Source organism: Streptomyces sp. NPDC051183 (assembly GCF_040682455.1).
Lineage (GTDB): Bacteria > Actinomycetota > Actinomycetes > Streptomycetales > Streptomycetaceae > Streptomyces.
Genome location: NZ_JBFBBA010000017.1, coordinates 135,274 through 160,672 on the forward strand (window position 1 = coordinate 135,274; position 25,399 = coordinate 160,672).

The following is a 25,399-nucleotide window of genomic DNA, read 5'->3' on the forward strand; positions in this document are numbered from 1 at the left end:
CTCCGGCGGCCGAGGACCGGGTGGAGGAGGCAATCACATGGCGGACGGCCGGGCTGTCAGAGGCCCAGGTCCTGGATGCGCCGGAACGGACGGTCAGCCTCCAGCTCGAACGCGAGCTCCAGCAGCTTGCGTTCGGCGCCGGGGCGGCCGGAGAACATGACGCCGACGGGCAGCCCGTCCCGCGTCGCGCTCGTCGTGGGCACCGAGATCGACGGGGTGCCGACGACGTTGTCGACCGGCGTGAACGCCACGTACGCGAGGATCCGTTCGACCAGCGTCGAGTAGGGAACCGTCGGGCTGAGGTGGCCGATCCGCGGCGTGGTGTGGGCGAGCACGGGCGTCAGTACGAGATCGAGCCCGCGGAACCCCGCCGCGTACGCCTCCCTGGTACGCCGCAGCCTGCGCAGCACGCCGGGAGTGCGCCGCCAGTTCCGCAGGTACTCCTCGCGCAGCCCCCGGCTGAGGCCGTCCATGCGGCGCCGGTCGAAGTCCGGACCGAGGGTCCGGCCGGTGGCGCCGATGAGGAAGGACAGCATCCCCCAGTACGTGAGGAAGTCGTCGGTGAAGCTCGGATCCATGGCCAGCTCCACCGGCTCCACGGTGTGGCCGAGGCGTTCGAGAGTCGCCACGGTCCCGGTGACCGCGGCCCGGGTGGCGGCGTCGGAGCGGACGCCGTTCGGCGAGTCCAGCAGGAACCCGATGCGCAGCCGTCGCCCCGAGGGGCCTTCGACCAGGCCCAGCGGCGGGAGCTCGGGGCTCTGCCGGTACCTCTCGGCGCAGGCGAGGAAGGCGGCGGCGTCCCGCACCGACCGGCTCACGATTCCGTCGGAGACGATGTCAAGCGGCAGTTGACGGCTCTGGGCGTTCGCCACGACCCGCCCGCGGGTCGGCTTGAGTCCTACGAGTCCGCAGCAGGCGGCCGGTATCCGGATCGAGCCGCCGCCGTCGTTGGCGTGCGCGATCGGCACCGCCCCGGCGGCGACGAGCGCCGCGCTGCCGCCCGACGAACCGCCGGCGGAGTGGCCCGTGTGCCACGGGTTGCGGACCGGCTCGGCGCCCTCGTACTCGGTGGTCGGACTGAACCCGAACTCGGGCAGCCGGGTCTTGCCCAGCACGGTGACGCCGCTGCTGAGGAACTGCCGGGCGAACGGTGCGTGGCGCCGGGCCGCCCGGGGGTGGAAGGCCGCGCTGCCGTGGCCCGTGGGCAGCCCCTGGTAGTCGGTGTTGTCCTTGACGAAGGTCGGCACCCCGCGGAAGGCGCCGCCCGCCCCGGCAGCGGGCGCGGGGGTCTCGACGTACGACTGGACCGCGCCCAGCCGCGCCTCGACCGCCCGTACCCGCTCCCGCGCGTCCCGGGCCGCTTCGGCGGCGGAGACCTCGCCGCGCCGGATCGCCGCGGCGAGACCGACGGCGTCGTGCTCTCCGACGGCGTCGTCCCGGAACGCGTGCACCACGGCCCGTTCGTCGAAAGTCGTCACCGCTGCTCAGCCCCCCCGCTGTGTGATGGTGCCGCCATCATTCCCTACCGCCGGGTAACAGGCGAGAGGGCAGGACGCACGCCGTGGGACCGGCCGCGGCCCTAGGTGTTCTGGGCGGCGTCCTCGCGAAGCGCGTTGTGGACGCCGGTGACGACCGTGGCGATCAGGCACAGGGCGATGACGGTCTCGGCCCACAGGAAGGCGAACCAGTCCAGCACACAGCCGATCGGCGGGGTGCCGGGAGCGGTGTTGCGGAACGCCGCGAGGGCGAACAGGGTGGCGGCCATCCAGGAGAGGGCCGGCCAGACCAGGCTCGAACTGCGGGTCGTCAGGTACCAGGACCCGATGAGCACGGACGCCGCCAGCGCCCACATCACGACCATCATGAAGGTGGCGAAGACGAGCAGGCTGCCCGACCGGGCCAGGCCCAGCGCCATGACGGCCCCCCGCCGGGAGGGCGTGGGCGTCGCATCGGCCGAGAAGAGCGTGTCGTTGTTGGAGAAGAGCAGGCGCACCGGCACCTCCTTGTCGCCGAGCAGTGCCCCGAACCCGATCTCGGTCTCGTAGGTGTCGAACGGGTAGTCGCTGATCGACCCGTCCGTGATCGCGACCTGCACGTCCCTGGTCGCGAGCCGCTCGTGCGCCTTGAAGGCCAGGTCTCCGAGGGTGGCCTCGGAGGTCTGGAGGCTGAGATCGGCCACCGGGGCGATCCCGCCCTCCTCGCCGAGGGCCCCGCGCGGGGTGACCCTGACCCGCAGCACCAGCTCTCTGCCCGCGGCGTCGACGCGCTGGACGGTGGCCTCCACGTCCACCCGGTCGGCGGCCGTGGATCCGACCGTGTGGACCGTGTCCATCGCCTGCCGCTCGGTGAACTGGAGCCAGGAGCCCACTCCCACCGCTGCCACGATCAGGACCGCGATGGGAATCAGGACCGGCAGGATCGACGTCCCGGAGCGGCGCGGGGGAGACGGGTCCGAGGGTGGGGCCATGGTGACTCCGGCGGGGTGGGAAGGGCAACGGGCCCGTCCGGCCCGGCGCTGGGAGCGGAGTGTGATCCTCCTCGACCGGGCCCGCGATCTGCCGCATCCGGGCGGGCGTGTCGGAGCCGACTGCCCGGAGCCGACTGCCCGGAGCCGGCTGCTGGGCCATCAGTGGGTCAGCACCTCGGCGAGGCTGCGGTACGTGTGGAGTTCCTCCTGCGTGAACCACAGCTGGACCTCGTACTCGGCTTCCTGCCGGTTCGCCGACGCGTGCACGATGTTCGCCATGCCCTTGCCGGTGGCAGTGCTCGCCGCGCTGCTGAAATGGGAGAGGTCGCCGCGTATGGTGCCCGGCGCCGCCTCGTTGGGGCAGGACGAACCGATGAGTTTCCGGACAGTGGCCACGGCGTCGTAGCCCTCCAGCACGAAGGCAATTATCGGACTCTGCTTCATGAAAGCGGCAGACCGGTCGTATACGACCGAACCGAGCCGTTCCTCCAAATCGAAGTAGTGCTTCCGGATGAACGCGTCGTCCATCGTCCGCATCTTCGTCCCCACGATCTTGAGCGCGGCCTCCTCGAAGCGCGTCAGTACGCGGCCGGCCAGACCGCGCAGGAGTGCGTCCGGCTTGATCAGTACGAGGGTGCGCTCGACCCGGGCGACTGTCTCGTCGGTCGGAATCTGGGTCACGTGGGGCTCCTGGTTCGGTTGGGATCTTGGCTTGAACAACCCGGGTAAATCCCCCTACTTGAGCGTAGGTTGATTACACCGGTGACAAATTCCCGCACATCAGCGGGGTGACCTGACGGGGAGAGACTGTGGGTACCGACAGGGCCGCAGCCGTTCTGGAATATGATGGTGTATCAGGAAGTGTCGTGTCAGAAGGTGTCCGAGAGGCCGAGGACGCGGAAGGGCAGGGGCGCGCGGGGGCGAGCGTCCTGTGGCTCGCACACGACGAGGTGTCCTTCCACGGACTTCCTGTCCTCTTGAGCCGCCTCTCCCTCGCGCGCCACTACCGGCTCTGCCGGACCGTGGAGGCGTTCCACCGACTGCTCCAGGAGGAGCAGTTCGACATATGCGTGGTTCCGTCGCAGTCGTACACGGCCTCCGTGGCCTCGAGCGTGGGGCAGGCCGGGGCGCAGTTGGTCATCACCAGCCCGCACGCCCGGCGCCCGTCGTTCGGGATGGCGGCCGACGGGGTGAAGGGGCCGGACGCCTGGCTTCAGGAGCAGCGCATCGACTCCCACGTCCTCCAGCAGGTCTTCGAGCAGCTGACCGCCGGGAACGTGGATCCGACCACCGGGGAGCCGTCGCCGCACTTACCCGGGACCGTGGTGGAGCGGGGCCTGGACAGGGTGACCCAGCGGGAGCGGGCCGTGCTGTCGCTGCTGGCGCAGGGGCAGAGCAACCAGCAGATAGCGCGGGCCCTCGACATCTCCATCCACGGAGTCAAGCGGCACGTCTCGAACCTGCTGATCAAGCTCGACAGCACGAACCGGACCGAAGTCGCCCTGAAAGTCGCCCAGCTCGGCCTGCGGCCCACCTACCGGGCCTGACGGCGTCTCAGGCCTCGTTGTGTGACGTGTCCTTCTGCGGTGTGTCCTTACCGGTCGCCGCGCGGAGGATGACCGTGTAGTCCTCCTCCGCGTACCCCGAAGCCTGGGCCGCGGCGATCCAGGAATCCGTGGCGGCGCCCAGACGCAGTTCGACGCCGTGATCCGAAGCCGCCTCACGGATGAGGCCGGCGTCCTTGGCGGCGAGCCGCAGCGCGAACCGGGTGGGGTACTCGTCCGCCTCCATCGAGGGGCGCCGGCGCTCGGCCTGCGCGGCGAGCGGAGTGGACGCGAGCACCTCGAACGCCGTACGCCGGTCCAGTCCGAGGCCTTCGGCGAGTGCGACGGATTCCCCGAGCAGGGCCACGATGCCGAACAGGGCCGAGTTGGCGACGAGCTTCGCCGCGGAGGCGGCTCCCAGCTCGCCGACGTGCGAGATCTGCCCGATGTCCTGCAGCAGGGGCGTCCACCGGCGCACCAGCTCGTCGGATCCGCCGACGTAGACGGTTCCCTTGCCGGCGGCGAGCTTCCCGGGGCCCGCCATGACGGGGGCGTCCAGTACCCCGGAGCCCACCGGCAGGGCGTCGGCGACCCAGGCCAGGGTGTGGGGTGCCACCGTGGACATCTGGATCAGGGTCACGGGCGAGGTCGCGGCTCCCGCTGCGATGCCGTCCGGTCCCGAGACCACGTCCTTCACGGCGGTCTCGTCGGTGACCACCAGCACCACGGCCTCGGCGCGGCGAGCCGCCTCGGCCGGGGTCCGGACCGTCTCCGCCGTCCCGGCCGGCAGTCGCTCGACGGCCGAGGGGTCGCGGTTCCACACCAGCACCTCGTGCCCGGCGAGCAGCAGCCGTGCGACCACGGCCCGGCCGATGTTGCCGAGGCCCAGTACCGCGACGCAGCTCATTCCGGCGCCCCTTCCGTGCTGAGCACCTTGTTCGAGTACCGGCTGTCCTGCGTCACTTCACGCCCGAACCACCCCGGCGGGGTGAAGGCCAGGGCGGTGTCGGTGTCGTCGAACTCCACCTCCACGGTGATCAGCCCTTCGAGGTGCCCGTCGAAGACGTCGACGTAGGCGATCCGGTCCTCCAGAACCTTTACCTCGCGGCGGGTCTTGGCGATGCGACTTCCTTCTGTCGCAGGCCAGAGTGCGTCGAATTGGGGGGCGCTGAGAGGGATCTCGAATTCGGACCGCAGAAGTCCGGTTCCCTTCTTCACGGTGAGGGTGTAATCGTCGCCGATCTGACGGACTCGGGCCTCCTCGTCGGTGCCGCGGGCCAGGTATCCCTGACGCACTGTCATATAGGGAACCTGCGGAACTGAGCCGAGGTCCTCCACGACGAATTTTCGTTCAATCTCGGTAGCCAAGACGAGCGTCCCCATGTCTCCAGTGCCTCCGGACCGCCGGCGTCCGGCCCGGTCCCCGTTCGCTGCGGATCTTGATCGCAACGGTGTGAACGGATGGCCATCGGCGGTTTTTTCCTGGTCAACCCTCCCTTGGCACGGCGTGCCGAAACAGGTGCACATGAGTGCGCCCCGATGGAGGTGCTCGATCGGCTACCTCGAAATGGGCGCACTTTAGGGTACTTGCTCTGCTTGCGAGCGCTCGATTAGACAGGGAGGAAGACGGCATCCGGACACGGGGCGAGACCTGCCCGAGAGAGATGCCGAGCGTGTCGAACAGAACAAGAAATGGGGGGACTATGACTGCTCTTGCCACGCCGAGTGACAGCCTGACGGGCGTTGGTCCAAAGGACCTGATAACCCTGCTCAACGGCCTTCCGCATGATGTCAACGAACGCCAGAGTGACTACAATCTGAACCTGGTGCGACGTCTCGGAGAAGGCCCTTGCATTTCCGGACTGCTTAGCCGCTTCCTTGAGGACGAGGCCTTACTGGACGAGATCGCCGGGCGCTCGTACCGTCACGTCAACCACTTTGACAAGATAGTCCTGGTCGATACGGGAGCCCAGCTCGGCTACCGGCTGACACTGCACGCCTGGTGCCCGCCGTACAGCGAGAAGGAGCTCAACGACGAGCTGATCCACGACCACCGGTTCAGCTTCTGGTCCACCATCCTCACCGGACGCCTGGTGTCGCAGAACTTCGCCCTGCCCGAGGGCGACGGCGCATCCTCCGCCAACCCGCGCATCGGCTTCCAGCAGTACCGGTACAGCCCGGAGAAGCAGGGTGTCTCCACCACCTCGAACTTCTACGAGTTCGTCGGCGAGACCGAGCTGGAGGTGACGGGCGACAGCATCGAGGAGCAGGGCAACGCCTACCACCTCAAGTACCACCGCATCCACCGCGTCGTACTCCCGCTGGAGTCGATGACCTGCACCCTGGTGCTGCGCGGACCGCGGGAGCGCAACTTCTCCAACGTCTACAACACCGCCTACCCCAGCACCGACACCACGTCCGGCAACGTGATGTTCAGCCGGGACGAACTCGTCGGGAAGCTGAAGGGCATCCTGGCGAACGTCAACGGTGGCTGACAGTCGCTCGCACCGTCGGCCGTCGGCCCGGCTGCACGCCTCCGAGACGCTGAGCGAAGGCTGGTACACGCTCCGCCAGTACACTCTCGACGTCACCCGGACCGACGGCCCGACGCAGCGACTGTCCCGGATCGACCTCCGCCGCGGCGACCGGGCGGCCGTACTCCTGTACTCGCCGGCCGCCGGCACCGTGGTCCTCACCAGCCAGTTCCGCCTGCCGGCGTTCCTGCACGGGGACCCGCACGGCCAACTGATCGAAGCGCCCGGAGGGTTGCTCGACGAAGCCGGCGCGGAGGAAGCGGTGCGGCGCGAGGCCGAGGAGGAGACCGGATTCCGGGTCGCCGAGCTGCGCAAGGCGTTCACGACCTACCTCTCCCCGCAGCTGAGCACCGAGCGGACCCACCTCTTCACCGGTGAGTACGACCCCGGGGCCCGTACCGGCCCGGGCGGCGGCGTACCCGAAGAAGGCGAGGACATCCAGGTCCTCGAACTTCCCCTGAGCGAGGCACTGGAGCGGGTCCTGCGCGAGGAGGCCGCCGATGCCAAGACCCTGCTCCTCCTCCTGCACGCCCAGAACCAAGGGCTCTGCGCTCAGTGATCCCGAGGGAAAGGCCAGCCGGACGATCTCCGGCCGGCCCCCGTAGAACATCACCACGAAAGGCCCTCTCCATGGAAGACTCGTCGTCTGCGGCGGACCGCGCCGCGACCCTCGCCCTGAGCGACGCGGAGCTGCTCGCCGTCCGCGCCGCGGGCACGCCGGACATCGAAGGGCGCAGCAAGCGCATCTGGCTGCTCCCCGGAGGCCTGTGCGTGGTCGAGCTGATACCGAGCCTGCGCAGTTACACCTACAGCCGCGACGAACTCGTCGAGGACACCGGCCCGTTGCGTCTCGACTTCTACGAGCGTGCCGCCGCGCGGCTGGCCAAGGACGGCATCCGGAGCGGATTCGTCCGCCGGCTGGCACCGACCGTCTACCTGTCCGAGTTCCACGAGGCGCCGCCCTTCGAGGTGATCGTCAAGAACCGGGCGATCGGCTCCACGCTGGTGAAATACCCCGGGCTCTTCACGGCGAACTCCGTCCTGCCCAGGCCGGTCGTGAAGTTCGACTACCGGATCGACCCCGAGGACCAGCCGATCGGAGAGGACTACCTGCGCGCCCTGGACCTCCCCGTCGACGAGTTCCGGCGGATCGCCCTCGCCGTCAACGACACCCTCGTCACCTGGCTCGCCCCCCTGGAGGTCTGGGACTTCTGCCTCATCCTCGGGCTCGACCCGCAGGGCGAGCCGGTACTGATCTCCGAGGTGTCGCCCGACTGCATGCGGCTGCGCCACCCCGACGGCTCGTCCCTGGACAAGGACCTCTTCCGTCACGGCGCCTCCCCGAAGGAACTCGTCACCGCATGGCAGAGGCTGCTCGATGAAATCGGCTGAACCCACCGGTGCCCCGGTCGCCCTGGTCAGCGGGGCGAACCGGGGGACCGGGCTCGCCATCGCCCGGGAACTGCACCGCCGCGGCTACCGGGTGGCCGCGCTCAACCGCACCCTCCTCGGCGAGGACTGGCTGTACGAGATCCAGTGCGACCTCGCCGACCCGGCAGCGGTGGACGGCGCGGTCGGCCAGGTGCTCACCCGCTTCGGACGGCTCGACGTCTGCGTCACCAACGCGGTGGACCGCACCTTCGCGACCCTCGCCGAGATGGACCCGGCGGACTGGGACCGGGCCGTGGCGGTCAACCTCACCTCGGTGTTCCGCATCGTACGGGCCTCGCTCGCGGCGGTCCGGGCCGCACGGGGCAGCTTCGTGATCATCGGGAGCCACGCCGGAACCAGGTTCTTCGAGGGCGGAGCCTCCTACAGCGCCACCAAGGGCGCCCTGAAGGCCCTCGTGGAGACGCTGCTGCTGGAGGAACGGGCACACGGGGTGCGAGCCACCCTGGTCAGCCCCGGCGCCATCGCCAACGAGGACGGGGACGAAACCCCCTACAAGATGGCCACCGAGTCCGTCGCCCGCTGCGTCGGCGCCCTCGTACAGGACCAGCCGTCCGACCTGGTCATCGGCGACATAGAGATCCGCCCCGCACAGCTGCCCGTTCCTGAGATCTCCGGAATCGCCCGTCTCCAGCACGTGTGAGAACCACGAAGGCGAACCACGCGCCCGGGAAGCCGGGTACAGGACGAAGGACACCACAGTGATTCAAAGGCCGGATTCCCAGACAGCCCTCTACTTAGGACGCCCTGCCACCCCGGGGAAGCCCTCGCAGATGGCCCGGGCCACCCCGGTCGGCACCCGCTCCTCCGTGGACCTCGGTACGGGCACGCGCCAACCGCAACTCCCCGCCCTGAGCAAGGTCGTCGAGGCCTTCCCGGCAGACGGGGCCTGCCTGGTCGTCACGGGCGAGGTGGGCCCCGGAACGGTGGCCTACCTCCAGGTGCTCGCCGACGCCCTCGACGTCAGTGCCGTGATCACCACACCCGGCCACGAGCAGTCGATGGCCGCCGCCGCGCACATCAGCGACGTCCTGGTGCTCACCCCCGACCACCCCCGGGACCTCGTGCGCACCGCCGCCGAGTACACGGGCAGGCTCACGCGCCGCGCCTCGGCGCCCGTCGTGATCCAGGGCCCGGGCCACCTGCTCTCCGAGGAGGGGGCCGGACTGCTCGCCGAGCAGGGGGCACGCGGCGCGGTGTGGAGCGCGCAGTGCGGCATCCCCCGGCAGACCCAGGACCCCGTCCAGCTGCGCCTGCCGGTCTTCACCACCGCCGGCAGCGCACTGGACTCCCTGGTCAACGCCCCCGCGGGGTACGCCATAGCGCAGACCCTGGAGACCCGGCTGCGCCGGGACCTGGCCCGCTCGCTCTCCGACTGCACCGTGGTGATCCTGGGGTACGGGGAGCGGCACACGGCCGTGGCCGCCGCACTGCGCGTGCTCGGCGCCGAAGTGAGCGTGCGCGACCCGGACCCCATTTCCACCTGCGCCGCCGTCCTGGCCGGCTACCGGGTCACGGACCGCGCCGAGCTGCTCAGCAGCGCGGACGTGGTGATCGACCTGTACGGGGACCTGCCGGTGGACCCGGCGGCCCTGCGCCTGCTCAGGCCCGAGACGGTGGTGCTCACCGAGGGCTTCCTCCTGTCCGACCCACACCGCGACGGCACCTTCGGGGCGCTGACCCGCGTGGAACAGTTCGAAGGCGGCACGACCGTCTGCCGGTTCGAGGACAAACCGCTGTACCTGATGACCGGATTCGCCCCGAGCCACGTCGACGAGCGGATCGTGGGACGGCTGCACGACCTCCTGTGCTGCGAGCTGTACCTGTGCATCCGGGAACTGGCGAGCCGGCCGCACCCGTCGGGCGTGCGCCAGCTCTCTCCCGACCAGTGCGAGGAGATCGCCTGGATCTGGTGCGAGACGTACGGGCGGTCGGCATGACCAAGACGGGCCGTACCCCCACGCCCAAGGTCGACTGGGACGCGGCACGCCGCCGCCTGCTGGTCGGCTACGGAGCCACCGCACCCCTCGTACACCACGAAGAGGTCGCCCTGCCCGCCACCGTCGTGCTCGACGGGAACGGCAGCGCCATCGACGTGGACATCATGGCGCTGCCCGACCGGGTGGCCGACGCCCTGGCCGCGTACGCCGTATCGGTCAGGAGGCCGCCCAGGAACGGGATCGCCCTCGACGTCGATGCCGCGCAGCTGTGGCTCCACCTCGCGGACGGCGTACCCGCCCAACAACTCGGCGGGACGGCACACGTCCGCATCTCCTTCGGCGACACCGAGATCGCCGAGGTCGAACTCACCTTGCTCCCCACCCCCGCACCGACGCCCGGAGACAGTCGTTGACCATGCTGACCGCCTACCGGGACTGCCTCAGCCCACCGCACGCCAAGTACCTGCTCACCTCCAACCTCCTCGGCCGCCTTCCCAACGGCATGGCCCCCCTGGCCATCGCGCTGTTCCTGCGCTCCCAGGGACTGGGATTCGGCACGGTCGGAACCGTCACCGCGCTCTACGGCCTTTCCATGGCCGTCGGCGGACCGCTCCTCGGCCGGGCAGTGGACCGCTTCGGACAGGTCGTCGTCCTGTCCGTCAGCGCCGTCGTCTCGGGCATCGGCTTCCTGGCGCTGGTGTGGTTCGGTGACAGCAGCGTGAGCACGGCCGCGGCGGCCGTCGTCGTCGCCGGGCTCTTCTCGCCGCCCCTGGAACCCTGCCTGCGAACGCTGTGGCCCAGCGTCCTCAAGGACCAGCGGGCCATCGGCGCCGCCTACGCGCTCGATGCCTCGCTCCAAGAGGTCGTCTTCGTCACGGGGCCGCTCCTGGTCGTCCTGCTGACCTCGATCGCCGACCCGTCCGTCGCCCTCGTCGTCACCACCGCCGCGATGATGGCCGGCACCCTGGCCTACATCGTCCCCGAGCCCGTACGGCGCTGGCGGGCCGAGCCCCGGACCCCCGACTGGGCCGGCGCCCTGCGCTCCGTCCGGCTGCGGCAACTGCTCGTCAGCCTGGCCTTCGTCGGCGTGAGCCTGGGCGCGCTCAACATCGCGACCATCGCCTACCAGGAGCACGTCGGCAGCGAGGGCCTGTCCGGCATCCTGCTGGGCATCAACGCGGCCGGCGCCCTCGTCGGCGGCCTCTACTACGGAGCCCGCCAGTGGCGGGCCGACACCTCGAAGCAGCTGACCCTCCTGCTGCTCGGCATGTTCCTGTGCTACCTGCCGCTGGTCCTGGTCCCGCACCCGGTCATCGTCGGTGTACTGGTCTTCTGCGCCGGCCTCTTCCTGGCCCCGCTGCTGACCTGCGGGTTCTCGATCATCGGCGAGGTCGCACCGCCGGGCACCGCCACCGAGGCGTTCGCCTGGATGGTGACCGCCGTCCTCACCGGCAACGCCCTGGGCACCTCGACCGCGGGAACCGCCGAACAGCACATCGGGATCTGGGCCTCCTTCCTCGTCCTCAGCGTGGCCGGAGCGATCGCGTACGCCTCGGCCGAGCTGTTCCGGCGCGGCGCGAGCCGGCCCGGTGGCCGTGCCCCCCTCAGCAGGGAGTCGACGTCGCTGTGAAGCCCCTGATGATCGTGTCCGATCTCGACGGCACGCTGCTCGACTCCACGGGCGGGATCTCCGAGCGCACCCGGGCCGCCGTTCAGGCGGTGCAGAAGGCCGGCCACACCTTCGTGATGGCCAGCGCACGGCCCGTGCGCGACGTACGGCCCATCGCGGAGGCCCTCGGCCACATGGCCATCGCGGTGTGCAGCAACGGAGCCATCTCCTACGACTACGCCCGCGAAGCCGTCGTGAACCACCACCCCATGGCACAGGACGTCGCCGCCGAGGTGATCGCGGTGCTCCGCCGCCGGTTCCCCGGCGTCCGGCTGGGCTGCGAGCGATGGCCCGACCTGCTCCTGGAACCCGGATTCGACCTCGACCCCGCCCTGGCCGGCGAGGCCCGGCGGGTCCGGTCGATGGAGGAGGAACTCGACGGGCGGGGCCTGTCGAAACTCATCGTCCAGACCGGGGGATCGGCCCACGACTACTACCGTGCCGTGGCCGAAGCCCTGCCCGGCCGGTGCACGGTGACGGTGTCCACCCCGGCGTTCTGCGAGATCACCCGCACCGGCGTCACCAAGGCCACCACCCTCGACCTGCTGGCCGTCCAGCTGGAGCTGTCCGCCGAACAGGTCGTCGCCTTCGGCGACATGCCCAACGACCTTCCCATGCTCCGCTGGGCAGGCCGGTCCGTGGCCATGGCCAACGCCCACCCCGACGTACTCGCGGCGGCGGACGAAACCACTCTCTCGAACGACGAGGACGGCGTGGCCCGCTGGCTGGAGGACCTGCTGGCGCAGCCGCGCCGCACCCCGCCCGAGCGCGGAAGCACATCACACCGAACAGCACGCCTAGTTGAGGAACGCCCGTGGACATAGCAATTGTCGGAACCGGACGGGGCAGCGTCCACGCGCGGTGGATCGCCCAGTGCCCCGAGTTCTCCGTGACCGCGGTGGCCTGTGCCCAGAACACCGAAGCCGCCGCCGAAGTGGTACGGGCACACCACCCCGACGCCGAAGTGACCACGGACGCCCTGTCCTTGATACGCGACGGCCGGATCGACGCCGTGGCCATCGCCACCCCGACGCACAGCCGCGACGAGCTCGTGTCCGAGGCGCTGAACCGCGGACTCCTCGTGATGTGCGAGGCTCCGCTGGCCGCCAGCCGGCAGTCGGCGCTGGAGCTGGCCGAACTGGCACATGCCCGGGACGCCCGCGCCCTCGTGGCCTTCCAGCTGCGGGAGAACCCGGCACTGCAGCACGCCAGGCAGGCCCTTGCCCAAGGCGCCGTGGGCGAACTCCTCGCCATCGACGTCGAACTCCACGACGACACCCGGACGGACGGCGGCGCCGGCGGCGACAGCGCCCTCGCCGGACTGGGCACGCACGCCTTCGACCTGGTGCCGTGGCTCACGGGTACGGGCTTCTGGGAGGTGTCGTCCGCCTGGACCCCGCCAGGGGGACTCGACGACATCGCCCAGGCCGAACTGCGCACCATCGGTGCTCCGACCCGGGCCCGGGTCATGGTGTCGCGCAGAAGCGCGGCCCGGCCGCAGCTCCTCGTCACCGCCCACGGAGAGCGCGGAGCGTTCCACGTCAGGGTGAACACCGCCGACGGATCCGGGCTGTTCACCCTGACCACGGGGGCGCGTGACGCACAGAAACTCTTCGGAGCGCACCCCATGAACCCGTATCGCCGCCTCGCCCGCGATCTGGACAGCGGCGTCCGTCTGGTGCCCGGCTTCGACGACGGACTCGCCGCCCTGACGCTGGCGGACGCGGCGCTGGCAGCCAGTGCAACGGAAAGGCGGAAAGGCCTTGTCTCTTAAGACCGTTGAGGTAGCCCATGTGCTCCTCGCGCTCATCGCGCTCCTGGTCGCAGCACATCTGGGCGGCTACCTGTTCGCCCGCATCCGTCAGCCCCAGGTCATCGGGGAGATCCTCGGCGGGCTGCTGCTCGGTCCGACCGTGCTGGGCCAGATCGCCCCGGACGCCCAGCGCTGGCTCCTGCCGACCGACGGGGCCACCGGCCATGTGCTGGGTGCCTTCTACCAGATCGGTCTGCTGCTGCTCGTCTACCTGACGGGCACCGAACTCCGGGCCAGCCGCCGCAACAAGGGACAGCGGACCATCGGGTTCGTCACCGTCTCCGGACTCGTCCTGCCCTTCGGATTCGGTGTGGCCATCGCCACCGTCGTGGACACCGACGACCTCATCGGCCCGAACGGCTCGCCGACGACCCTCGCCCTCATCTTCGGCATGGCCGTGGCCGTCACCAGCGTGCCCGTCATCTCCCGCATCATGATGGACCTGGGCATCCTCCAGTCGCTGTTCGCCAGGATCGTGCTCGCCGTGGCCGTGATCGAGGACATCCTCCTCTACGTCATCCTGGCGATCGTCCTCGGCGTGGCCCAGGCACACGCCGGCGACGGCTTCGGACTGTGGGCCTGGATCGACGTGGACTCGCTGCCGGTGGCCGTCGTCTACTTCACCGTCGTCCCGCTGGTCTTCCTCGGCCTGCTGCTGTGGCTGGGCCCGCGGTCCTTCAGCGGTCTGGCGAGGTCCCGGGGCAACGTACTGGAGCAGCGCAGCCCGCTGGCGTTCCGGCTGGTCGTGGTGTTCCTGCTGTGCGCCGCCTGCACCGGACTGGGCATCGACCCGATCTTCGGCGCCCTGGTCGCCGGCATGTGCACCGCAGGCGACACCGGGGCCCGGGCCAAGGAGTCCCAGGAGACCCTGCGGCACGTCTCGATGGGCCTGTTCGTCCCGATCTACTTCGCCATCGTCGGCGTGAAGCTCGACCTGGTCCGGCACTTCGACCCGTGGTTCTTCTGCTGGTTCTTCCTGCTGGCCTGCGCGGTCAAGTTCTCCAGCGTATGGCTCGGGGCCCGGGCGGCGGGGGAGTCCCACCCGGCGGCGACCAACCTCGCCGTCGCGATGAACGCACGCGGCGGTCCCGGCATCGTCCTCGCGTCCGTCGCCTTCGGCGCCCACATCATCAACGAGAGCTTCTTCACCGCGCTGGTCCTGCTCTCGATCATCTCCTCGCAGATCGCCGGCTACTGGCTCGGCAGGGTCGTGGCGCAGGGCAAGGAACTGCTGCCCCCCGCCCCCGGACGGTCCGCGGAGGAAGAGGAGCACGGCTCCCGAGAAGCACCACACGCAACGGTTTCCAAGCACTGAGCCCGTAGCCAGAAAGAGGCACAACATGACCCAGCTGTCCGACGTCGAAATCGGTGTGATCGGCGGATCCGGCTTCTACTCGTTCCTCGACGACATCACCGAGGTGGCCGTCGACACCCCGTACGGGAAGCCCAGCGACTCCCTGATGATCGGGGAACTCGCCGGCCGCAAGGTGGCGTTCCTGCCGCGCCACGGCCGGGAGCACTCGGTGCCGCCGCACCGGATCAACTACCGGGCCAACCTCTGGGCCCTGCGGGCGGCCGGCGCCCGCCAGATCATCGCCCCGTGCGCGGTCGGCAGCCTCCGCAGGGAGCTGGGCCCCGGCACGCTCGTCGTGCCCGACCAGTTCGTGGACCGCACGTACGGCCGTGACCAGACGTTCTTCGACGGCTACCAGCGCCCCGACGGCCAGACCCCGAAGGTCGTGCACACCCCCACGGCCGACCCGTACTGCCCGACGGGCCGTGCCGTCGTGATGACCGCCGCGCGCGAGGAGGGCTGGGAGGAGGCCGAGGACGGAGGAACCCTCGTCGTCATCCAGGGCCCCCGGTTCTCGACCCGCGCCGAGTCCCGCTGGTACTCCGAGCAGGGCTGGTCGGTCGTCGGCATGACCGGCTTCCCGGAGGCACCGCTCGCGAGGGAACTGGGCCTGTGCTACACCTCCGTCGCGCTCGTCACCGACCACGACGCGGGCGTCGAGGTCGGCGAGGGCGTCACCCACGAGGACGTCCTCAAGGTCTTCGGCCAGAACATCGACCGCCTGCGCCCCGTCCTGGCCAACGCGCTCAAGGCCCTGCCCGTCGAGCGGGACTGCCTGTGCAGCCGTGTCCTCGACGGCGTCGACACCGGCATCGAACTGCCCTGACGGCCGACTTCTACGCCCGGCCCTTGATCAACCTCTGATCGACCTCTGATCGACCCCAGCCCGACCCCCTGTCGGCGCGGCCACAGCCGGCCGCCCACCAACCGAAGGATGCGCACTCACATGATCAGCCCCAAGATGCCCGAGAACGAGTCCGTCTACAGCCGCAGCGGCGACTCCGTGGTCTTCAACCAGCTCGCCCTGAAGATCGAGATGGACGAGGTCAGCAACGAGGACTACTACCGGTGGCTCGACGACATGATCGCCACCATCGGCGACCGCGTCCCCGGCGCACAGATCGTGGAGAAGGAGAACGCCCGCCAGGCGCCCCCGCTCAACACCGCGATCTACTACGACACCGAGGACTACCGGATCCTGCAGACCGGCGCGCTGCTGCGCACCTCCTGCAACAAGATCACGCACGCCTTCTGCGCCTTCAAGGCTGCCCAGGACGAGAACCACGTCCGCCGCGACCACCGCCACGTCTTCGACGGCGAGGAGAAGGCCACCATCCAGGCCGCTCCCGACTCCCCGGAAGCCGTCGCCGTCGTCCAGCGGCTGCTCGCCCGCACCGACATCGACCACCCGGGTCTGCACCTGGAGGAGACGTACGGGATCCCGCGCACCGAGCTGATCCCGACCGTCAAGCTCGACGACCTCCGCTACACCTTCTTCGTCTGGCTGGACAAGCGGGACGCGCTGCGGTGCAGCATCGACCGGGCCACCGTGTCCAACCTGCGGCTGCCCGAGAGCGAGCGGGTCGAGCGCCCCGTCTCCGAGGTCGAACTGGCCATCTACCCGCGCATCGAGCCGGAGATCGCCCAGGACCCCCGCGTGGTGGAGCTGTTCAACGTGCTCTCCGAGGACCTGTGCGCGCGCTTCGACACCAAGGTCACCTCCGACATCAAGTACCAGCGCTCGGCTACGGCCCTGGGCATGGGCGGCCGCTGAACCGGACGGAATGGCAGAGGGCAGCCGTGGAGGACAACCTGTGAAGATCTATCTCGTGCGCCACGGCCAGTCGCAGTGGCAGCTCAGCCCCAGCGAGGACTGGGACACCAGTCTCAGCCCGCTCGGGCACGACCAGGCCAAGCACCTGGGGCAGTGGTTCGCCGGGGACGCGGCGCTCGACGCCACCACCCGGCTGACCGTCGGCAGCGTGGTGACCAGCCCGCTGAAGCGGGCCCGTGAGACGGCCGAGTACCTCTGCGACCCCCTCGGACCGCCCGCGGACGTACAGCCCACCCTCAAGGAGGCCGCGTTCCACGTCGTCTCCGAACTCCCCAGAGCGGCCGCGCCGTTCGCACCGTGGCCCGAGGTCCCGCTCTCCGAGCGCTACCTCGACTTCCGGGCGCAGGCGCGGACCGCTCTGGCGGAACTCACCCGGCGGGCCGAGGAGACGGGGCAGCCGGTGCTCGCCGTGACGCACGGCGGGCTGATCAAGACGGTCTTCCGCACTATCGCGGAGACCGACGCCTTCTGTCTCAAGCTCTACAACTGCGGCATCAACGCGATCGAGTGGACCAATGGCCGGTGGCGGGTGGTGCACGTCAACCTCCTGGACCACCTGCCGCCCGCGCTGCGCACCACCTGACGGCCGCACCGACCACCGGCCCCGGCCCCCGGCACCCGGCCCCCGGAAAGGAAGCCATGCAAGCACCCCGGCCAACGGCCGAAGACCTCACCACCCTCTACGGCCTGCGGCCCATGCCGCTGGAAGGGGGCCTGTTCACGCGTACGTGGGCGGGCCCGCCCCGCCCCGACGGGCGCCCCGCCGGCTCGGCGATCACCGTGCTCCTCTCGCCCGAGGACAACCAGTTCTCGGCCATGCACCGGCTCCCCACCGACGAGGTCTGGCACTTCTACCTGGGCGACCCGGTCGAACTGGTGCTGCTCGAACCGGACGGCGGCAGCCGCGTGGTCGTCCTGGGCCAGGACGTACTGGGCGGCCAGCACGTCCAGTACACGGTCACCGCCGGTACGTGGATGGGCGGCCGGGTGGTGTCCGGAGGCGAGTGGGCGCTCTTCGGCTGCACCATGGCGCCCGGCTTCACCTCCGAGGACTACGAGGGCGGCGACGCCCAGGTGCTCGGCGCCCAGTACCCCGAGGCGGCCGACCTCATCGAGGCGCTGTGCCGGCCCGGCGTCCCGCTGCGCCACCCGGCCGGCTCCGAGGGCGTGATCGGCCGTCCCGCCCGCACTCCCGCGACCGCCTCGCAGGAGAGCTGACATGGACCGCGCCGGCCTGCCCGACCTGACCGGGCAGAGCGTCCTGGTCACCGGCGCCAGCGGTGGGATCGGCAGTGCCATCGCCCGACGCCTCGCACAGGCCGGTGCGGCCGTGGTCGTCCACGGACACAGCGGCAAGGGCCGGGCCCAGCAGCTCGCGGCGGAGCTGACGGCCCGGGACCACCAGGCCCTCGCCCTGTCCGCGGACCTCACCGACGAGGCCGCGTGCCGTCGCCTGGTGGCGGACAGCGCCGAGTGGTCCGGACGGCTCACCGGGCTCGTCAACTGCGCCGGCATCCAGCCGGTGCGAGAGCTGGCCGCCATGACCACCGCCGAGTGGCGACAGGTACTGGACACCAACCTGGCGGGCGCCTTCACCTGCACCCAGGCAGCGGCCCCCGTCCTGGCAGACCACGGAGGCGGGAGCATCACCCACATCGCCTCCATCGAGGGACGCCACCCGGCCCTCGACCATGCCCACTACTGCGCTTCCAAAGCCGCCCTCATCATGCACGCCCGTACCGCCGCGCTCGAATACGGGCGTCTGGGGATCCGGGTGAACACCGTCTCGCCCGGACTGATCGACCGGCCGGGACTCCCCGAGGAATGGCCCGAAGGGGTCCGGCGATGGCAGAAGGCCGCCCCACTGGGGCGGCTCGGCAAGGCGCAGGACGTAGCGGACGCCTGTGTGTTCCTGGCTTCCCCGCTCGCGTCATGGATCAGTGGTCACGACCTCGTCGTGGACGGCGGAGTCTCCTCCGCACCCACCTGGTAGGCGGGCCGGCCACGCCCGGCCCCACGGCACACAACAGTCAAGGAGCCGCACCCATGAGCACCCTCAGCACGCCCGCTTCCAGACGTACGGGAGCACCTCCCACCTACGACGAGGTCTGCCGACAGCTCGCGGACCTGCCGATCGACCGCAGCGAGACCACGGTGCGGTCCAACCTCGAACTCGTCCACACCCTCGGTTCGGGCGAGAACCTCTCGGCCCTGCTGACCGAGATAGTCGGCGACGAGAAGCTGCTCGCCACCATCGCGCAGCGCTCGTACCCGCACACCAACCACTTCGACAAGATCGTCCTGGTGGACTCCGGCACCAACCTCGGCTACCGGCTGACCCTCCACCTGTGGAACCCGCCCTACTCCGACGCCGAGGCCGAGGACGAGCAGATCCACGACCACCGCTTCAGCTTCTGGTCCCACGTCGTGGCCGGCACCCTCACCTCGCAGAACTTCGTGCGGGATGCGACCGGAACCATCTTCGGCGAGTTCCAGTACATCCCCGAGAAGCTCAACAGCGTCGCCACCGTGGGCAACTTCTACGTCAACGTGGGCGACTCGCCCCTGCTCCCCACGAGCCGCCCCAGCATCCCGGCGGGTACGTCCTACGACCTCACCTTCGACCAGATCCACCGGGTGATCCTGCCCCGTGAGGACCTGACCTGCACCCTCGTACTGCGCGGACCCAGGCAGAAGAACTACGCGAGCGTGTTCAGCAACTCCGTGAAGTACGACCCGACGGAGAACCAGATGTTCTCCACCGCGGAGCTCGCCGAGAAGCTGCGCATCGTGCTCGACCGCGCATGAGCCGGCAGGCCACCACCCCCTCCACCCACCCCCACACTGACGGGAGCCCCATGCACACTCCTCAGATCCCCTCGGAAGAGCCCATCTACAGCCGGACCGGCGACTTCGCGGTCTTCAACCAGCTGGGCGTCAAACTCGCCTTCTCCGACACCATCACGGACGAGGACTACTACGCCTGGCTCGACGAGATGCACACCCGGATCGGGGAGCTGGTGCCCGGCGCGGAGATCGCCGAGAAGAGCTACGCCCGTACCGAACCCAGACTCAACACCGGGATCTACTACGACACCGAGGACTACCGCCTCCTGCGGGCCGGCGCCGTACTGCGCACCACGTGCAACATCAAGACCCACGCCTTCTGCGCGTTCAAGCTGTCCGAGGACGAGAACGCCGTACGGCGCGACCACCGGTACGTCTTCGAGGGCGAGGACAAGGCCAACATCCAGCGCGCCCCCTCGTCCCCGGAGGCCGTGGCCGCCGTCAAGCGACTGCTCGCCCGCACGGACATCGAGCACCCCGGCGTCCACCTGCGGGAGAAGTTCGGCGTGTCGGGCGAGGACCTGGCTCCGACGATCGGCCTGGAGCAGTACCGCCACCCCTTCTTCGTGTGGCTGGACAAGCGGGACGCCCTGCGCTGCTCGATGGACAGGGTCACGGTCTACGACCTGCGCCTGCCCGAGGAGCAGCGGGTGAGGAAGACGTACAGCGAGATCGAACTGCCGGTGTATCCGCACATCGACGACGAGGTCGCACACGATCCCCGTCTCATCCAGCTCATCGAGGCGCTGACCGAATCGCTTCGGGAACGCTTCGGCATCGAGTCCATCCTGGAATCCAAGTACCAGCGCGGCGCAGACGTGTTGGGCATCTCAAGGGGCTGATCATGGGTATCGCTGAGCAACGGGGAGCGTCGTCGACCGCGGCAGGCGCCACCGCACCTGCCGGGGTAGGCGCTCTCGTGGTCCTGGCGACCGCGCAGTTGCTCATCGCCCTGGACTACTCCGTCGTATATGTGGCGCTGCCCTCGATCGACGAGGAACTGCGCTTCGGTTCCGCCGCGCTTCCCTGGGTCGTCAGTGCCTACGCCGTCCCCTTCGCGGGATTCCTGCTCGTGTGCGGGCGTATGGCGGACCTCTTCGGCGCGCGGCGGATGCTGATCGGTGCGCTGTGGGTGATCGCCGTGTCCTCCCTCGGGGCCGGCCTCGCCGACAGCGCAGCCCAACTCCTCGTGGCACGCGGGGTGCAGGGGCTGGGCGCCGCGGCCCTCGCCCCGTCCACCCTGGCCCTGCTGACGAGCACCTTCCCGCTGGGGCGCGCACGGACACGGGCACTCGCGGTCTGGAGCACCACCGGCGCCTCGGGACTCACCGTGGGCGTCCTCGGAGGGGGCGTCGTCACCGATGCCGCCTCCTGGCGCTGGGCGTTCTGGTCCGCGGTTCCGCTGGCGCTGTCCGCGGTGCTGCTGACCCACTTCGTCTTCCGGGCCGAACGCACCGCGACACCGGTACGGGGGCCGGTCGGCTGGGCCGGGGCGGTCCTGGTGACGCTCGGCGTCCTGTTCCTCGCGACCGGCATGACCCGTGCCTCCGAAGGCGGGTGGCTGAGCGCCGCCTTCCTCGTGCCGCTCCTGCTGGCGGTGGCATGCATCGGGCTCCTCGTGCACCGCGAACGACGCGCGGTGGTACGCCTGATCCCGCCCGCCCTGCTCCACAACCGCCGCTTCTCGACGGCCACCCTTCTGGCGGCGCTGTTCATGGCGAGCTTCGGTGCGGAGTTCTACCTGCTGACCCTGGTGCTCCAAGAGGACAAGGGATACACGCCCCTTGCCGCGGGCCTGGCATTCATACCCCTGGCCGCCGCGGCGCCCGTCGGCAGTGCCGTCACCGGGCGCCTGATGGGCAGCTTGGGTGAACGGCTCACTTTCGCCATCGGATTCGGCGGGGGAGGGGCGGGATTGCTCGTCCTGATGGCGGCTTCCGCGGACATCCCGTACGCATGGGCGATCCTGCCCGGTCTGCTGGTAAGCGGTATCGGTCAGGGAATCGCGTACACCGCGACCTTTGCACTGGGCACCGCGTCGATTCCCGAGCAACAACAGGGCGTGGGCTCGGGGTTGATCACGATGGTACAGTACTTCGGTGGCAGCGTCGGCCTTGCAATTCTGGTTATCGTCCTGCGTTCCTCGTCGCCCGACCAGCAGTTCGTGAAGGGTTTCCTCCTGCTCGGTTGTGTGGCGGCTTTCGCGGTCGCGGCCGTTTACGCGCTCTTGTCCCGCACCGGAATTCCGAATGGCCCTCCGAAGGGTGATCCTCGTGGTCGATAATGGTCCGTCCCCGTACTCATGGGCGTCCGTCACGGATGACACGGCAGGCAATGCCGTATCCCTTTCCGCACGGCGGCAGGGGATCGAGGCGGTACCGGAAGCCTTGACGGATCTGAAGACGCTGTCAAAGCTCGACCTCTCCTTCAATTCCCTCGAAGACCTGCCCGCGGACCTGGGAAGGCTCTCTGGCCTCACCGAACTGCGCCTGGACGGGAACAAGTTCAGCCGCCTGCCGGACGTGGTCTTCGCATTCACGGGGCTCAATGTGCTGAGCCTGTACAAGAACGATCTGTCGAGCGTGCCCCCGGGGCTCGGGAAGCTCCGCGAGATCCGCGTCCTCAACCTCGCCGACAACCGCCTTGCGTCGGTCCCCGCCGAGATCGGTGAACTGAGCCGCCTGCACACGCTCGACCTGGGTCACAACGAACTCACGGAACTCCCGTCGTCCCTGGGCGACTTGTCGGGTCTCACCGAATATCTCTACTTGAGCGACAACAAGTTCACGTCGGTTCCGGATTCGCTCTGCCGACTGGACCGCCTGCGCTACCTGAACATCACCGACAACCTCCTGACCTCGCTCCCGGAGCAGTTCGGGAATCTCGGCTCGCTGCGCGAGCTGCGCCTCTACAACAACCGCCTCGCGGAACTGCCCCGTTCGATCGGCGGCCTCCGTGACCTCCGGGAGGCGCACCTCATGGGCAACGCCCTGACCGGGCTCCCGGAGGAGACGGGCGAGCTCGGTGATCTGCGCGAGCTGCGGCTGATGGACAACCACGTCACGGCACTGCCCGAGTCGATTGGCCGGCTCTCCCGGCTGCGGATCCTCGACCTGCGGAACAACGAGCTGCGCAGACTGCCCGAGTCGATCGGACAGCTCGACCAGCTGACACACCTGGACCTGCGGAACAACGGCCTGGACGAGCTCCCACCGGCGCTGGCCGGGCTTCCCCGCCTGGAGAAGCTCGACCTGCGGTGGAACATCATCGACCCGCTGCCCGAATGGATCTCCACCCTCGAACAGCGGGGCTGCGCCGTCCTGACGTGACCGGGCCGCGTATCCGCGCCTGCCGGCACTGCCCCGGGTCGCCCTCGCACCCGAGCACCCATCCCACCCAGCCAAGGAAGTATTCCGTCCGTGGATCCCTTAGACATGCCCGCTGATGAGACGCTCTCCCTTCAGCAGCGACTTCTCGGCCGCATACGAGATGTTCCCGACTTCCCCCGTCAAGGCGTCACCTTCAAGGACATCACCCCACTGCTGTCCGATGCCGAGGCCTTCTCGCAACTCGTGGACGCGCTCGCCGACCTCGCCGTACGCCACGGGGCCACCACGGTCGCCGGCCTGGAAGCCCGGGGCTTCATCCTGGCCGCACCCATCGCCCTGAGAGCCGGGCTGGGATTCGTCCCCGTGCGCAAAGCCGGCAAGCTCCCGGGAGCGACGCTGGCGCAGTCGTACGAACTGGAATACGGCAGCGCCGAGGTAGAGGTGCAGCGCGACGCTTTCGAGCCCGGCAGTCGTGTCCTCGTCATCGACGACGTTCTGGCGACGGGCGGCACCCTGGCGGCGTCCATCCGGCTGATCCGTGACGCCGGCGCGGAAGTCGTCGCCATCGGCGTACTCATGGAACTGGGCTTCCTGGAAGGCCGCGACCGCCTCCAGCCGCTCCTTGCCGGGGCCCCGCTGGAGGCGGTCGTCGCCGTCTGACGCAGCGGCGCCACCGCACCGCGACACCCGTCCGGGCAGCGCCCGCCGACCGCACCTCCCGTGCCGGTCGGCGGGCGCTGTGCCGTTTCTGCGGCGATCGATTCTGAACTCCGGCCTACGCGGCCCGGTGGCCGACGTGGCCGGATCAGGCTCCGTTTCCGAGGGGAGGGCCGCTCAGCGCTCCGGCCGGGCTCCGGAACAGGGCCGAATCTCGCCGGTCACTCGGCAAACACCCCGCGGGGCAAGATCACTGCATCGAGGTACAGTCACAGGTTTTCCTGGGTCGAATGGGCGCACGGGCGGTTAATGTTCCCCCGGATCTGCCGGATTCCATGATTTCGCCCTCTTATTTCCTCTTTCACCGGTGACGCGCACGCATGCCGTCCACCACCCTTACGAAGGAGAGCTCGCCCCGATGACCGTTGACACCAGCCCGGAATCGCAGCTGGAACCGCCCCAGCAGTCCAGCCTCGGAACCGCGGCTGCGCGCAACCTTGCCACCACGACGAAGTCCGCCCCGCAGATGCAGGAGATCACCTCCCGCTGGCTGCTGAAGGTGCTCCCCTGGGTGGAGACCAAGGGCGGCACCTACCGGGTGAACCGCCGGCTGAGCTACACCGTCGGCGACGGGCGCATCGACTTCGTCCAGGACGGCGGAGTCGTCCGGGTCATCCCCCGCGAGCTCGGCGAGCTGGCCCTGCTGCGGGGCTTCGACGACGAGGGCGTACTGATCGCGCTCGCCGACCGGTGCGTCCAGCGCGACTTCCGCGCCGGCGAGGTGCTGGTGGAGCGCGGCGCCGCCGCCGAGCAGATCCACCTGATCGCCCACGGCCGGATCAGCCAGACCTCCGTCGGCAAATACGGCGACGAGGTCGCCGTGGCCGTGCTCGCCGACGGCGACCGCTTCGGCGAGAACGCCCTGCTGGACGCCGATGCCAGCTGGGACTACACCGCCACCGCCGAGACCTCCGGCACCCTGCTCACCCTGTCCCGCGCCGACTTCGCCGCCGTGCTGGCCGCGGCGCCGAACCTCCAGGCCCACGTACGGGAGTTCGGCGCGCTGCCCCTCCAGCGGCAGAATCGTCACGGCGAGGCCGAGATCGCCATGTCGGCCGGCCATACCGGCGAAGCCCAGCTGCCCGGCACCTTCGTCGACTACGAGCTCAAGCCGCGCGAGTACGAACTCTCCATCGCCCAGACCGTCCTGCGGGTGCACACGAGGGTCGCGGACCTCTACAACGAGCCGATGAACCAGACCGAGGAGCAGCTCAGGCTCACCATCGAGGCGCTGCGCGAGCGCCAGGAGCACGAGCTCATCAACAACCCGGAGTTCGGGCTGCTCCACAACGCCGCCTTCAAGCAGCGGATCCAGACCCACTCCGGCCCGCCCACCCCGGACGACCTCGACGAGCTGCTCTGCCGCCGCCGCGGGTCCAAGTTCTTCCTCGCCCACCCCAAGGCGATCGCGGCGATCGGGCGCGAGTTCAACGCCCGCGGGCTCTACCCGGACCACGTCGACCTCGGCGGGCAGCAGGTCCCGGCCTGGCGCGGGGTCCCGATCCTGCCCTGCAACAAGATCCCCATCAGCAAGGAGAACACCAGCTCCATCCTCGTCATGCGTACCGGCGAGGACAACCAGGGCGTCATCGGCCTCCACCAGACCGGCCTGCCGGAGGAGTACGAGCCGGGCCTGTCGGTGCGCTTCATGGGCATCGACGAGCGGTCGATCATCTCCTACCTGGTCACCACCTACTTCTCCGCCGCCGTCCTGGTGCCCGACGCGCTCGGAGTGCTGGAGAACGTACAGATCGCCCGCAGGCGCGACTAGGGGGTGTCTGGCGGATCATGGCCGGGCCCGGGTCGTCTGGCACCGCGGCTTGCCGCGTTGTCGTCAGTCGCCAATGCTCCGCAGTGGCTCCCTCCTCCGCCTTGCAATCCACGGCACCAGACGACCCGGGC

General features: G+C 69.7%; 27 protein-coding genes. 22 read left to right on the forward strand and 5 right to left on the reverse strand.

Annotated features, from left to right (window positions below):
• Nucleotides 1–56 precede the first annotated feature (56 nt).
• From AB0M99_RS17510 to AB0M99_RS17520, 3 genes are all read right to left on the reverse strand, one after another.
• Nucleotides 57–1,478 (reverse strand): amidase, encoded by a 1,422-nt coding sequence (locus tag AB0M99_RS17510; protein WP_365921218.1) that lies wholly within the window; start codon nucleotides 1,476–1,478, stop codon nucleotides 57–59.
• A 101-nt stretch (nucleotides 1,479–1,579) separates the two neighbouring features.
• Complete coding sequence (locus AB0M99_RS17515) at nucleotides 1,580–2,467, reverse strand: DUF4436 family protein (RefSeq protein ID WP_365921220.1); 888 nt, start codon at nucleotides 2,465–2,467, stop codon at nucleotides 1,580–1,582.
• 159 nt (nucleotides 2,468–2,626) lie between these two features.
• Nucleotides 2,627–3,148: a nucleoside-diphosphate kinase gene (locus tag AB0M99_RS17520; protein ID WP_365921222.1), complete on the reverse strand. Its 522-nt coding sequence runs from the start codon at nucleotides 3,146–3,148 to the stop codon at nucleotides 2,627–2,629.
• 185 nt (nucleotides 3,149–3,333) lie between these two features.
• Here AB0M99_RS17520 and AB0M99_RS17525 point away from each other — a divergent pair, with 185 nt between their 5' ends.
• Nucleotides 3,334–4,014: a helix-turn-helix transcriptional regulator gene (locus tag AB0M99_RS17525; RefSeq protein WP_365921224.1), complete on the forward strand. Its 681-nt coding sequence runs from the start codon at nucleotides 3,334–3,336 to the stop codon at nucleotides 4,012–4,014.
• Nucleotides 4,015–4,021: 7 nt separating this feature from the next.
• Here the strand turns inward: AB0M99_RS17525 and AB0M99_RS17530 are convergent, their stop codons facing one another.
• Together AB0M99_RS17530 and AB0M99_RS17535 are read right to left on the reverse strand one after the other, a co-directional pair.
• The gene (locus AB0M99_RS17530) at nucleotides 4,022–4,918 is read right to left on the reverse strand and encodes an NAD(P)-dependent oxidoreductase (RefSeq protein WP_365921226.1); all 897 of its coding nucleotides are present in this window, start codon (nucleotides 4,916–4,918) and stop codon (nucleotides 4,022–4,024) included.
• Complete coding sequence (locus AB0M99_RS17535) at nucleotides 4,915–5,394, reverse strand: CYTH domain-containing protein (protein WP_365921228.1); 480 nt, start codon at nucleotides 5,392–5,394, stop codon at nucleotides 4,915–4,917. Before AB0M99_RS17535 ends, AB0M99_RS17530 begins: the two co-directional genes overlap by 4 nt.
• Nucleotides 5,395–5,837: 443 nt before the next feature.
• Between AB0M99_RS17535 and AB0M99_RS17540 the strand changes: the two genes are divergently transcribed.
• The 21 genes from AB0M99_RS17540 (at nucleotide 5,838) to AB0M99_RS17640 (ending at nucleotide 25,268) form a co-directional block, all read left to right on the forward strand.
• Nucleotides 5,838–6,506 carry a hypothetical protein gene (locus AB0M99_RS17540; protein WP_365921230.1) on the forward strand — a complete coding sequence of 223 codons (669 nt, stop codon included), beginning with the start codon at nucleotides 5,838–5,840 and terminating at the stop codon, nucleotides 6,504–6,506.
• Nucleotides 6,499–7,104, forward strand: coding sequence for an NUDIX domain-containing protein (locus AB0M99_RS17545; RefSeq protein WP_365921232.1), 606 nt, complete (start codon nucleotides 6,499–6,501; stop codon nucleotides 7,102–7,104). The genes AB0M99_RS17540 and AB0M99_RS17545 overlap by 8 nt, the downstream gene beginning before the upstream one ends.
• Before the next feature lie 71 nt (nucleotides 7,105–7,175).
• Nucleotides 7,176–7,937: a phosphoribosylaminoimidazolesuccinocarboxamide synthase gene (locus tag AB0M99_RS17550; protein WP_365921234.1), complete on the forward strand. Its 762-nt coding sequence runs from the start codon at nucleotides 7,176–7,178 to the stop codon at nucleotides 7,935–7,937.
• On the forward strand, nucleotides 7,924–8,637 hold the full coding sequence (locus AB0M99_RS17555) for an SDR family NAD(P)-dependent oxidoreductase (RefSeq protein WP_365921236.1): 714 nt from the start codon (nucleotides 7,924–7,926) through the stop codon (nucleotides 8,635–8,637). The genes AB0M99_RS17550 and AB0M99_RS17555 overlap by 14 nt, the downstream gene beginning before the upstream one ends.
• A gap of 130 nt (nucleotides 8,638–8,767) precedes the next feature.
• On the forward strand, nucleotides 8,768–9,934 hold the full coding sequence (locus AB0M99_RS17560; protein ID WP_365921238.1) for a hypothetical protein: 1,167 nt from the start codon (nucleotides 8,768–8,770) through the stop codon (nucleotides 9,932–9,934).
• Nucleotides 9,907–10,347, forward strand: a complete 441-nt coding sequence (locus tag AB0M99_RS17565; RefSeq protein WP_365921240.1) for a hypothetical protein — start codon at nucleotides 9,907–9,909, stop codon at nucleotides 10,345–10,347. Before AB0M99_RS17560 ends, AB0M99_RS17565 begins: the two co-directional genes overlap by 28 nt.
• Before the next feature lie 2 nt (nucleotides 10,348–10,349).
• Nucleotides 10,350–11,564 carry an MFS transporter gene (locus AB0M99_RS17570; RefSeq protein WP_365921284.1) on the forward strand — a complete coding sequence of 405 codons (1,215 nt, stop codon included), beginning with the start codon at nucleotides 10,350–10,352 and terminating at the stop codon, nucleotides 11,562–11,564.
• Between the two features lie 8 nt (nucleotides 11,565–11,572).
• Complete coding sequence (locus AB0M99_RS17575; protein WP_365921242.1) at nucleotides 11,573–12,427, forward strand: Cof-type HAD-IIB family hydrolase; 855 nt, start codon at nucleotides 11,573–11,575, stop codon at nucleotides 12,425–12,427.
• Nucleotides 12,418–13,377: a Gfo/Idh/MocA family oxidoreductase gene (locus AB0M99_RS17580; protein ID WP_365921244.1), complete on the forward strand. Its 960-nt coding sequence runs from the start codon at nucleotides 12,418–12,420 to the stop codon at nucleotides 13,375–13,377. The genes AB0M99_RS17575 and AB0M99_RS17580 overlap by 10 nt, the downstream gene beginning before the upstream one ends.
• A gap of 19 nt (nucleotides 13,378–13,396) precedes the next feature.
• Nucleotides 13,397–14,731: a cation:proton antiporter gene (locus tag AB0M99_RS17585; RefSeq protein ID WP_365921246.1), complete on the forward strand. Its 1,335-nt coding sequence runs from the start codon at nucleotides 13,397–13,399 to the stop codon at nucleotides 14,729–14,731.
• Between the two features lie 25 nt (nucleotides 14,732–14,756).
• Nucleotides 14,757–15,596 (forward strand): S-methyl-5'-thioadenosine phosphorylase, encoded by an 840-nt coding sequence (locus AB0M99_RS17590; RefSeq protein ID WP_365921248.1) that lies wholly within the window; start codon nucleotides 14,757–14,759, stop codon nucleotides 15,594–15,596.
• Between the two features lie 120 nt (nucleotides 15,597–15,716).
• Nucleotides 15,717–16,544 (forward strand): hypothetical protein, encoded by an 828-nt coding sequence (locus tag AB0M99_RS17595; protein WP_365921250.1) that lies wholly within the window; start codon nucleotides 15,717–15,719, stop codon nucleotides 16,542–16,544.
• Between the two features lie 40 nt (nucleotides 16,545–16,584).
• The gene (locus tag AB0M99_RS17600; protein ID WP_365921252.1) at nucleotides 16,585–17,187 is read left to right on the forward strand and encodes a histidine phosphatase family protein; all 603 of its coding nucleotides are present in this window, start codon (nucleotides 16,585–16,587) and stop codon (nucleotides 17,185–17,187) included.
• A 56-nt stretch (nucleotides 17,188–17,243) separates the two neighbouring features.
• Nucleotides 17,244–17,822, forward strand: coding sequence for a cupin domain-containing protein (locus AB0M99_RS17605; RefSeq protein WP_365921254.1), 579 nt, complete (start codon nucleotides 17,244–17,246; stop codon nucleotides 17,820–17,822).
• Nucleotide 17,823: 1 nt separating this feature from the next.
• Nucleotides 17,824–18,597 carry an SDR family NAD(P)-dependent oxidoreductase gene (locus AB0M99_RS17610; RefSeq protein WP_365921256.1) on the forward strand — a complete coding sequence of 258 codons (774 nt, stop codon included), beginning with the start codon at nucleotides 17,824–17,826 and terminating at the stop codon, nucleotides 18,595–18,597.
• Nucleotides 18,598–18,650: 53 nt separating this feature from the next.
• On the forward strand, nucleotides 18,651–19,412 hold the full coding sequence (locus AB0M99_RS17615; protein WP_365921258.1) for a hypothetical protein: 762 nt from the start codon (nucleotides 18,651–18,653) through the stop codon (nucleotides 19,410–19,412).
• A 50-nt stretch (nucleotides 19,413–19,462) separates the two neighbouring features.
• Entirely contained in the window at nucleotides 19,463–20,293 is an 831-nt protein-coding gene (locus AB0M99_RS17620) for a hypothetical protein (protein ID WP_365921260.1), read from the forward strand.
• Between the two features lie 2 nt (nucleotides 20,294–20,295).
• Nucleotides 20,296–21,735 carry an MFS transporter gene (locus tag AB0M99_RS17625; protein ID WP_365921262.1) on the forward strand — a complete coding sequence of 480 codons (1,440 nt, stop codon included), beginning with the start codon at nucleotides 20,296–20,298 and terminating at the stop codon, nucleotides 21,733–21,735.
• Nucleotides 21,736–21,838: 103 nt separating this feature from the next.
• A complete protein-coding gene (locus AB0M99_RS17630) occupies nucleotides 21,839–22,780 on the forward strand; it encodes a leucine-rich repeat domain-containing protein (RefSeq protein WP_365921264.1) in 942 nt (313 codons plus the stop codon).
• Between the two features lie 105 nt (nucleotides 22,781–22,885).
• Nucleotides 22,886–23,440, forward strand: a complete 555-nt coding sequence (locus AB0M99_RS17635; RefSeq protein ID WP_365921266.1) for an adenine phosphoribosyltransferase — start codon at nucleotides 22,886–22,888, stop codon at nucleotides 23,438–23,440.
• Between the two features lie 415 nt (nucleotides 23,441–23,855).
• Nucleotides 23,856–25,268 carry a family 2B encapsulin nanocompartment shell protein gene (locus AB0M99_RS17640; RefSeq protein ID WP_365921268.1) on the forward strand — a complete coding sequence of 471 codons (1,413 nt, stop codon included), beginning with the start codon at nucleotides 23,856–23,858 and terminating at the stop codon, nucleotides 25,266–25,268.
• The last annotated feature ends 131 nt before the right edge of the window (nucleotides 25,269–25,399 follow it).

What these genes read in the sequence shown, in the direction of transcription:
- AB0M99_RS17605 (WP_365921254.1), top strand. Translation starts at nt 17,244, where the DNA reads ATGCAAGCACCCCGGCCAACGGCCGAAGACCTCACCACCCTCTACGGC.
- AB0M99_RS17620 (WP_365921260.1), top strand. Translation starts at nt 19,463, where the DNA reads ATGCACACTCCTCAGATCCCCTCGGAAGAGCCCATCTACAGCCGGACC.
- AB0M99_RS17555 (WP_365921236.1), top strand. Translation starts at nt 7,924, where the DNA reads ATGAAATCGGCTGAACCCACCGGTGCCCCGGTCGCCCTGGTCAGCGGG.
- AB0M99_RS17530 (WP_365921226.1), bottom strand. Translation starts at nt 4,918, where the DNA reads ATGAGCTGCGTCGCGGTACTGGGCCTCGGCAACATCGGCCGGGCCGTG.
- AB0M99_RS17640 (WP_365921268.1), top strand. Translation starts at nt 23,856, where the DNA reads ATGACCGTTGACACCAGCCCGGAATCGCAGCTGGAACCGCCCCAGCAG.
- AB0M99_RS17615 (WP_365921258.1), top strand. Translation starts at nt 18,651, where the DNA reads ATGAGCACCCTCAGCACGCCCGCTTCCAGACGTACGGGAGCACCTCCC.
- AB0M99_RS17635 (WP_365921266.1), top strand. Translation starts at nt 22,886, where the DNA reads ATGCCCGCTGATGAGACGCTCTCCCTTCAGCAGCGACTTCTCGGCCGC.
- AB0M99_RS17515 (WP_365921220.1), bottom strand. Translation starts at nt 2,467, where the DNA reads ATGGCCCCACCCTCGGACCCGTCTCCCCCGCGCCGCTCCGGGACGTCG.
- AB0M99_RS17560 (WP_365921238.1), top strand. Translation starts at nt 8,768, where the DNA reads ATGGCCCGGGCCACCCCGGTCGGCACCCGCTCCTCCGTGGACCTCGGT.
- AB0M99_RS17575 (WP_365921242.1), top strand. Translation starts at nt 11,573, where the DNA reads ATGATCGTGTCCGATCTCGACGGCACGCTGCTCGACTCCACGGGCGGG.
- AB0M99_RS17625 (WP_365921262.1), top strand. Translation starts at nt 20,296, where the DNA reads ATGGGTATCGCTGAGCAACGGGGAGCGTCGTCGACCGCGGCAGGCGCC.
- AB0M99_RS17590 (WP_365921248.1), top strand. Translation starts at nt 14,757, where the DNA reads ATGACCCAGCTGTCCGACGTCGAAATCGGTGTGATCGGCGGATCCGGC.
- AB0M99_RS17535 (WP_365921228.1), bottom strand. Translation starts at nt 5,394, where the DNA reads ATGGGGACGCTCGTCTTGGCTACCGAGATTGAACGAAAATTCGTCGTG.
- AB0M99_RS17550 (WP_365921234.1), top strand. Translation starts at nt 7,176, where the DNA reads ATGGAAGACTCGTCGTCTGCGGCGGACCGCGCCGCGACCCTCGCCCTG.
- AB0M99_RS17570 (WP_365921284.1), top strand. Translation starts at nt 10,350, where the DNA reads ATGCTGACCGCCTACCGGGACTGCCTCAGCCCACCGCACGCCAAGTAC.
- AB0M99_RS17610 (WP_365921256.1), top strand. Translation starts at nt 17,824, where the DNA reads ATGGACCGCGCCGGCCTGCCCGACCTGACCGGGCAGAGCGTCCTGGTC.
- AB0M99_RS17595 (WP_365921250.1), top strand. Translation starts at nt 15,717, where the DNA reads ATGATCAGCCCCAAGATGCCCGAGAACGAGTCCGTCTACAGCCGCAGC.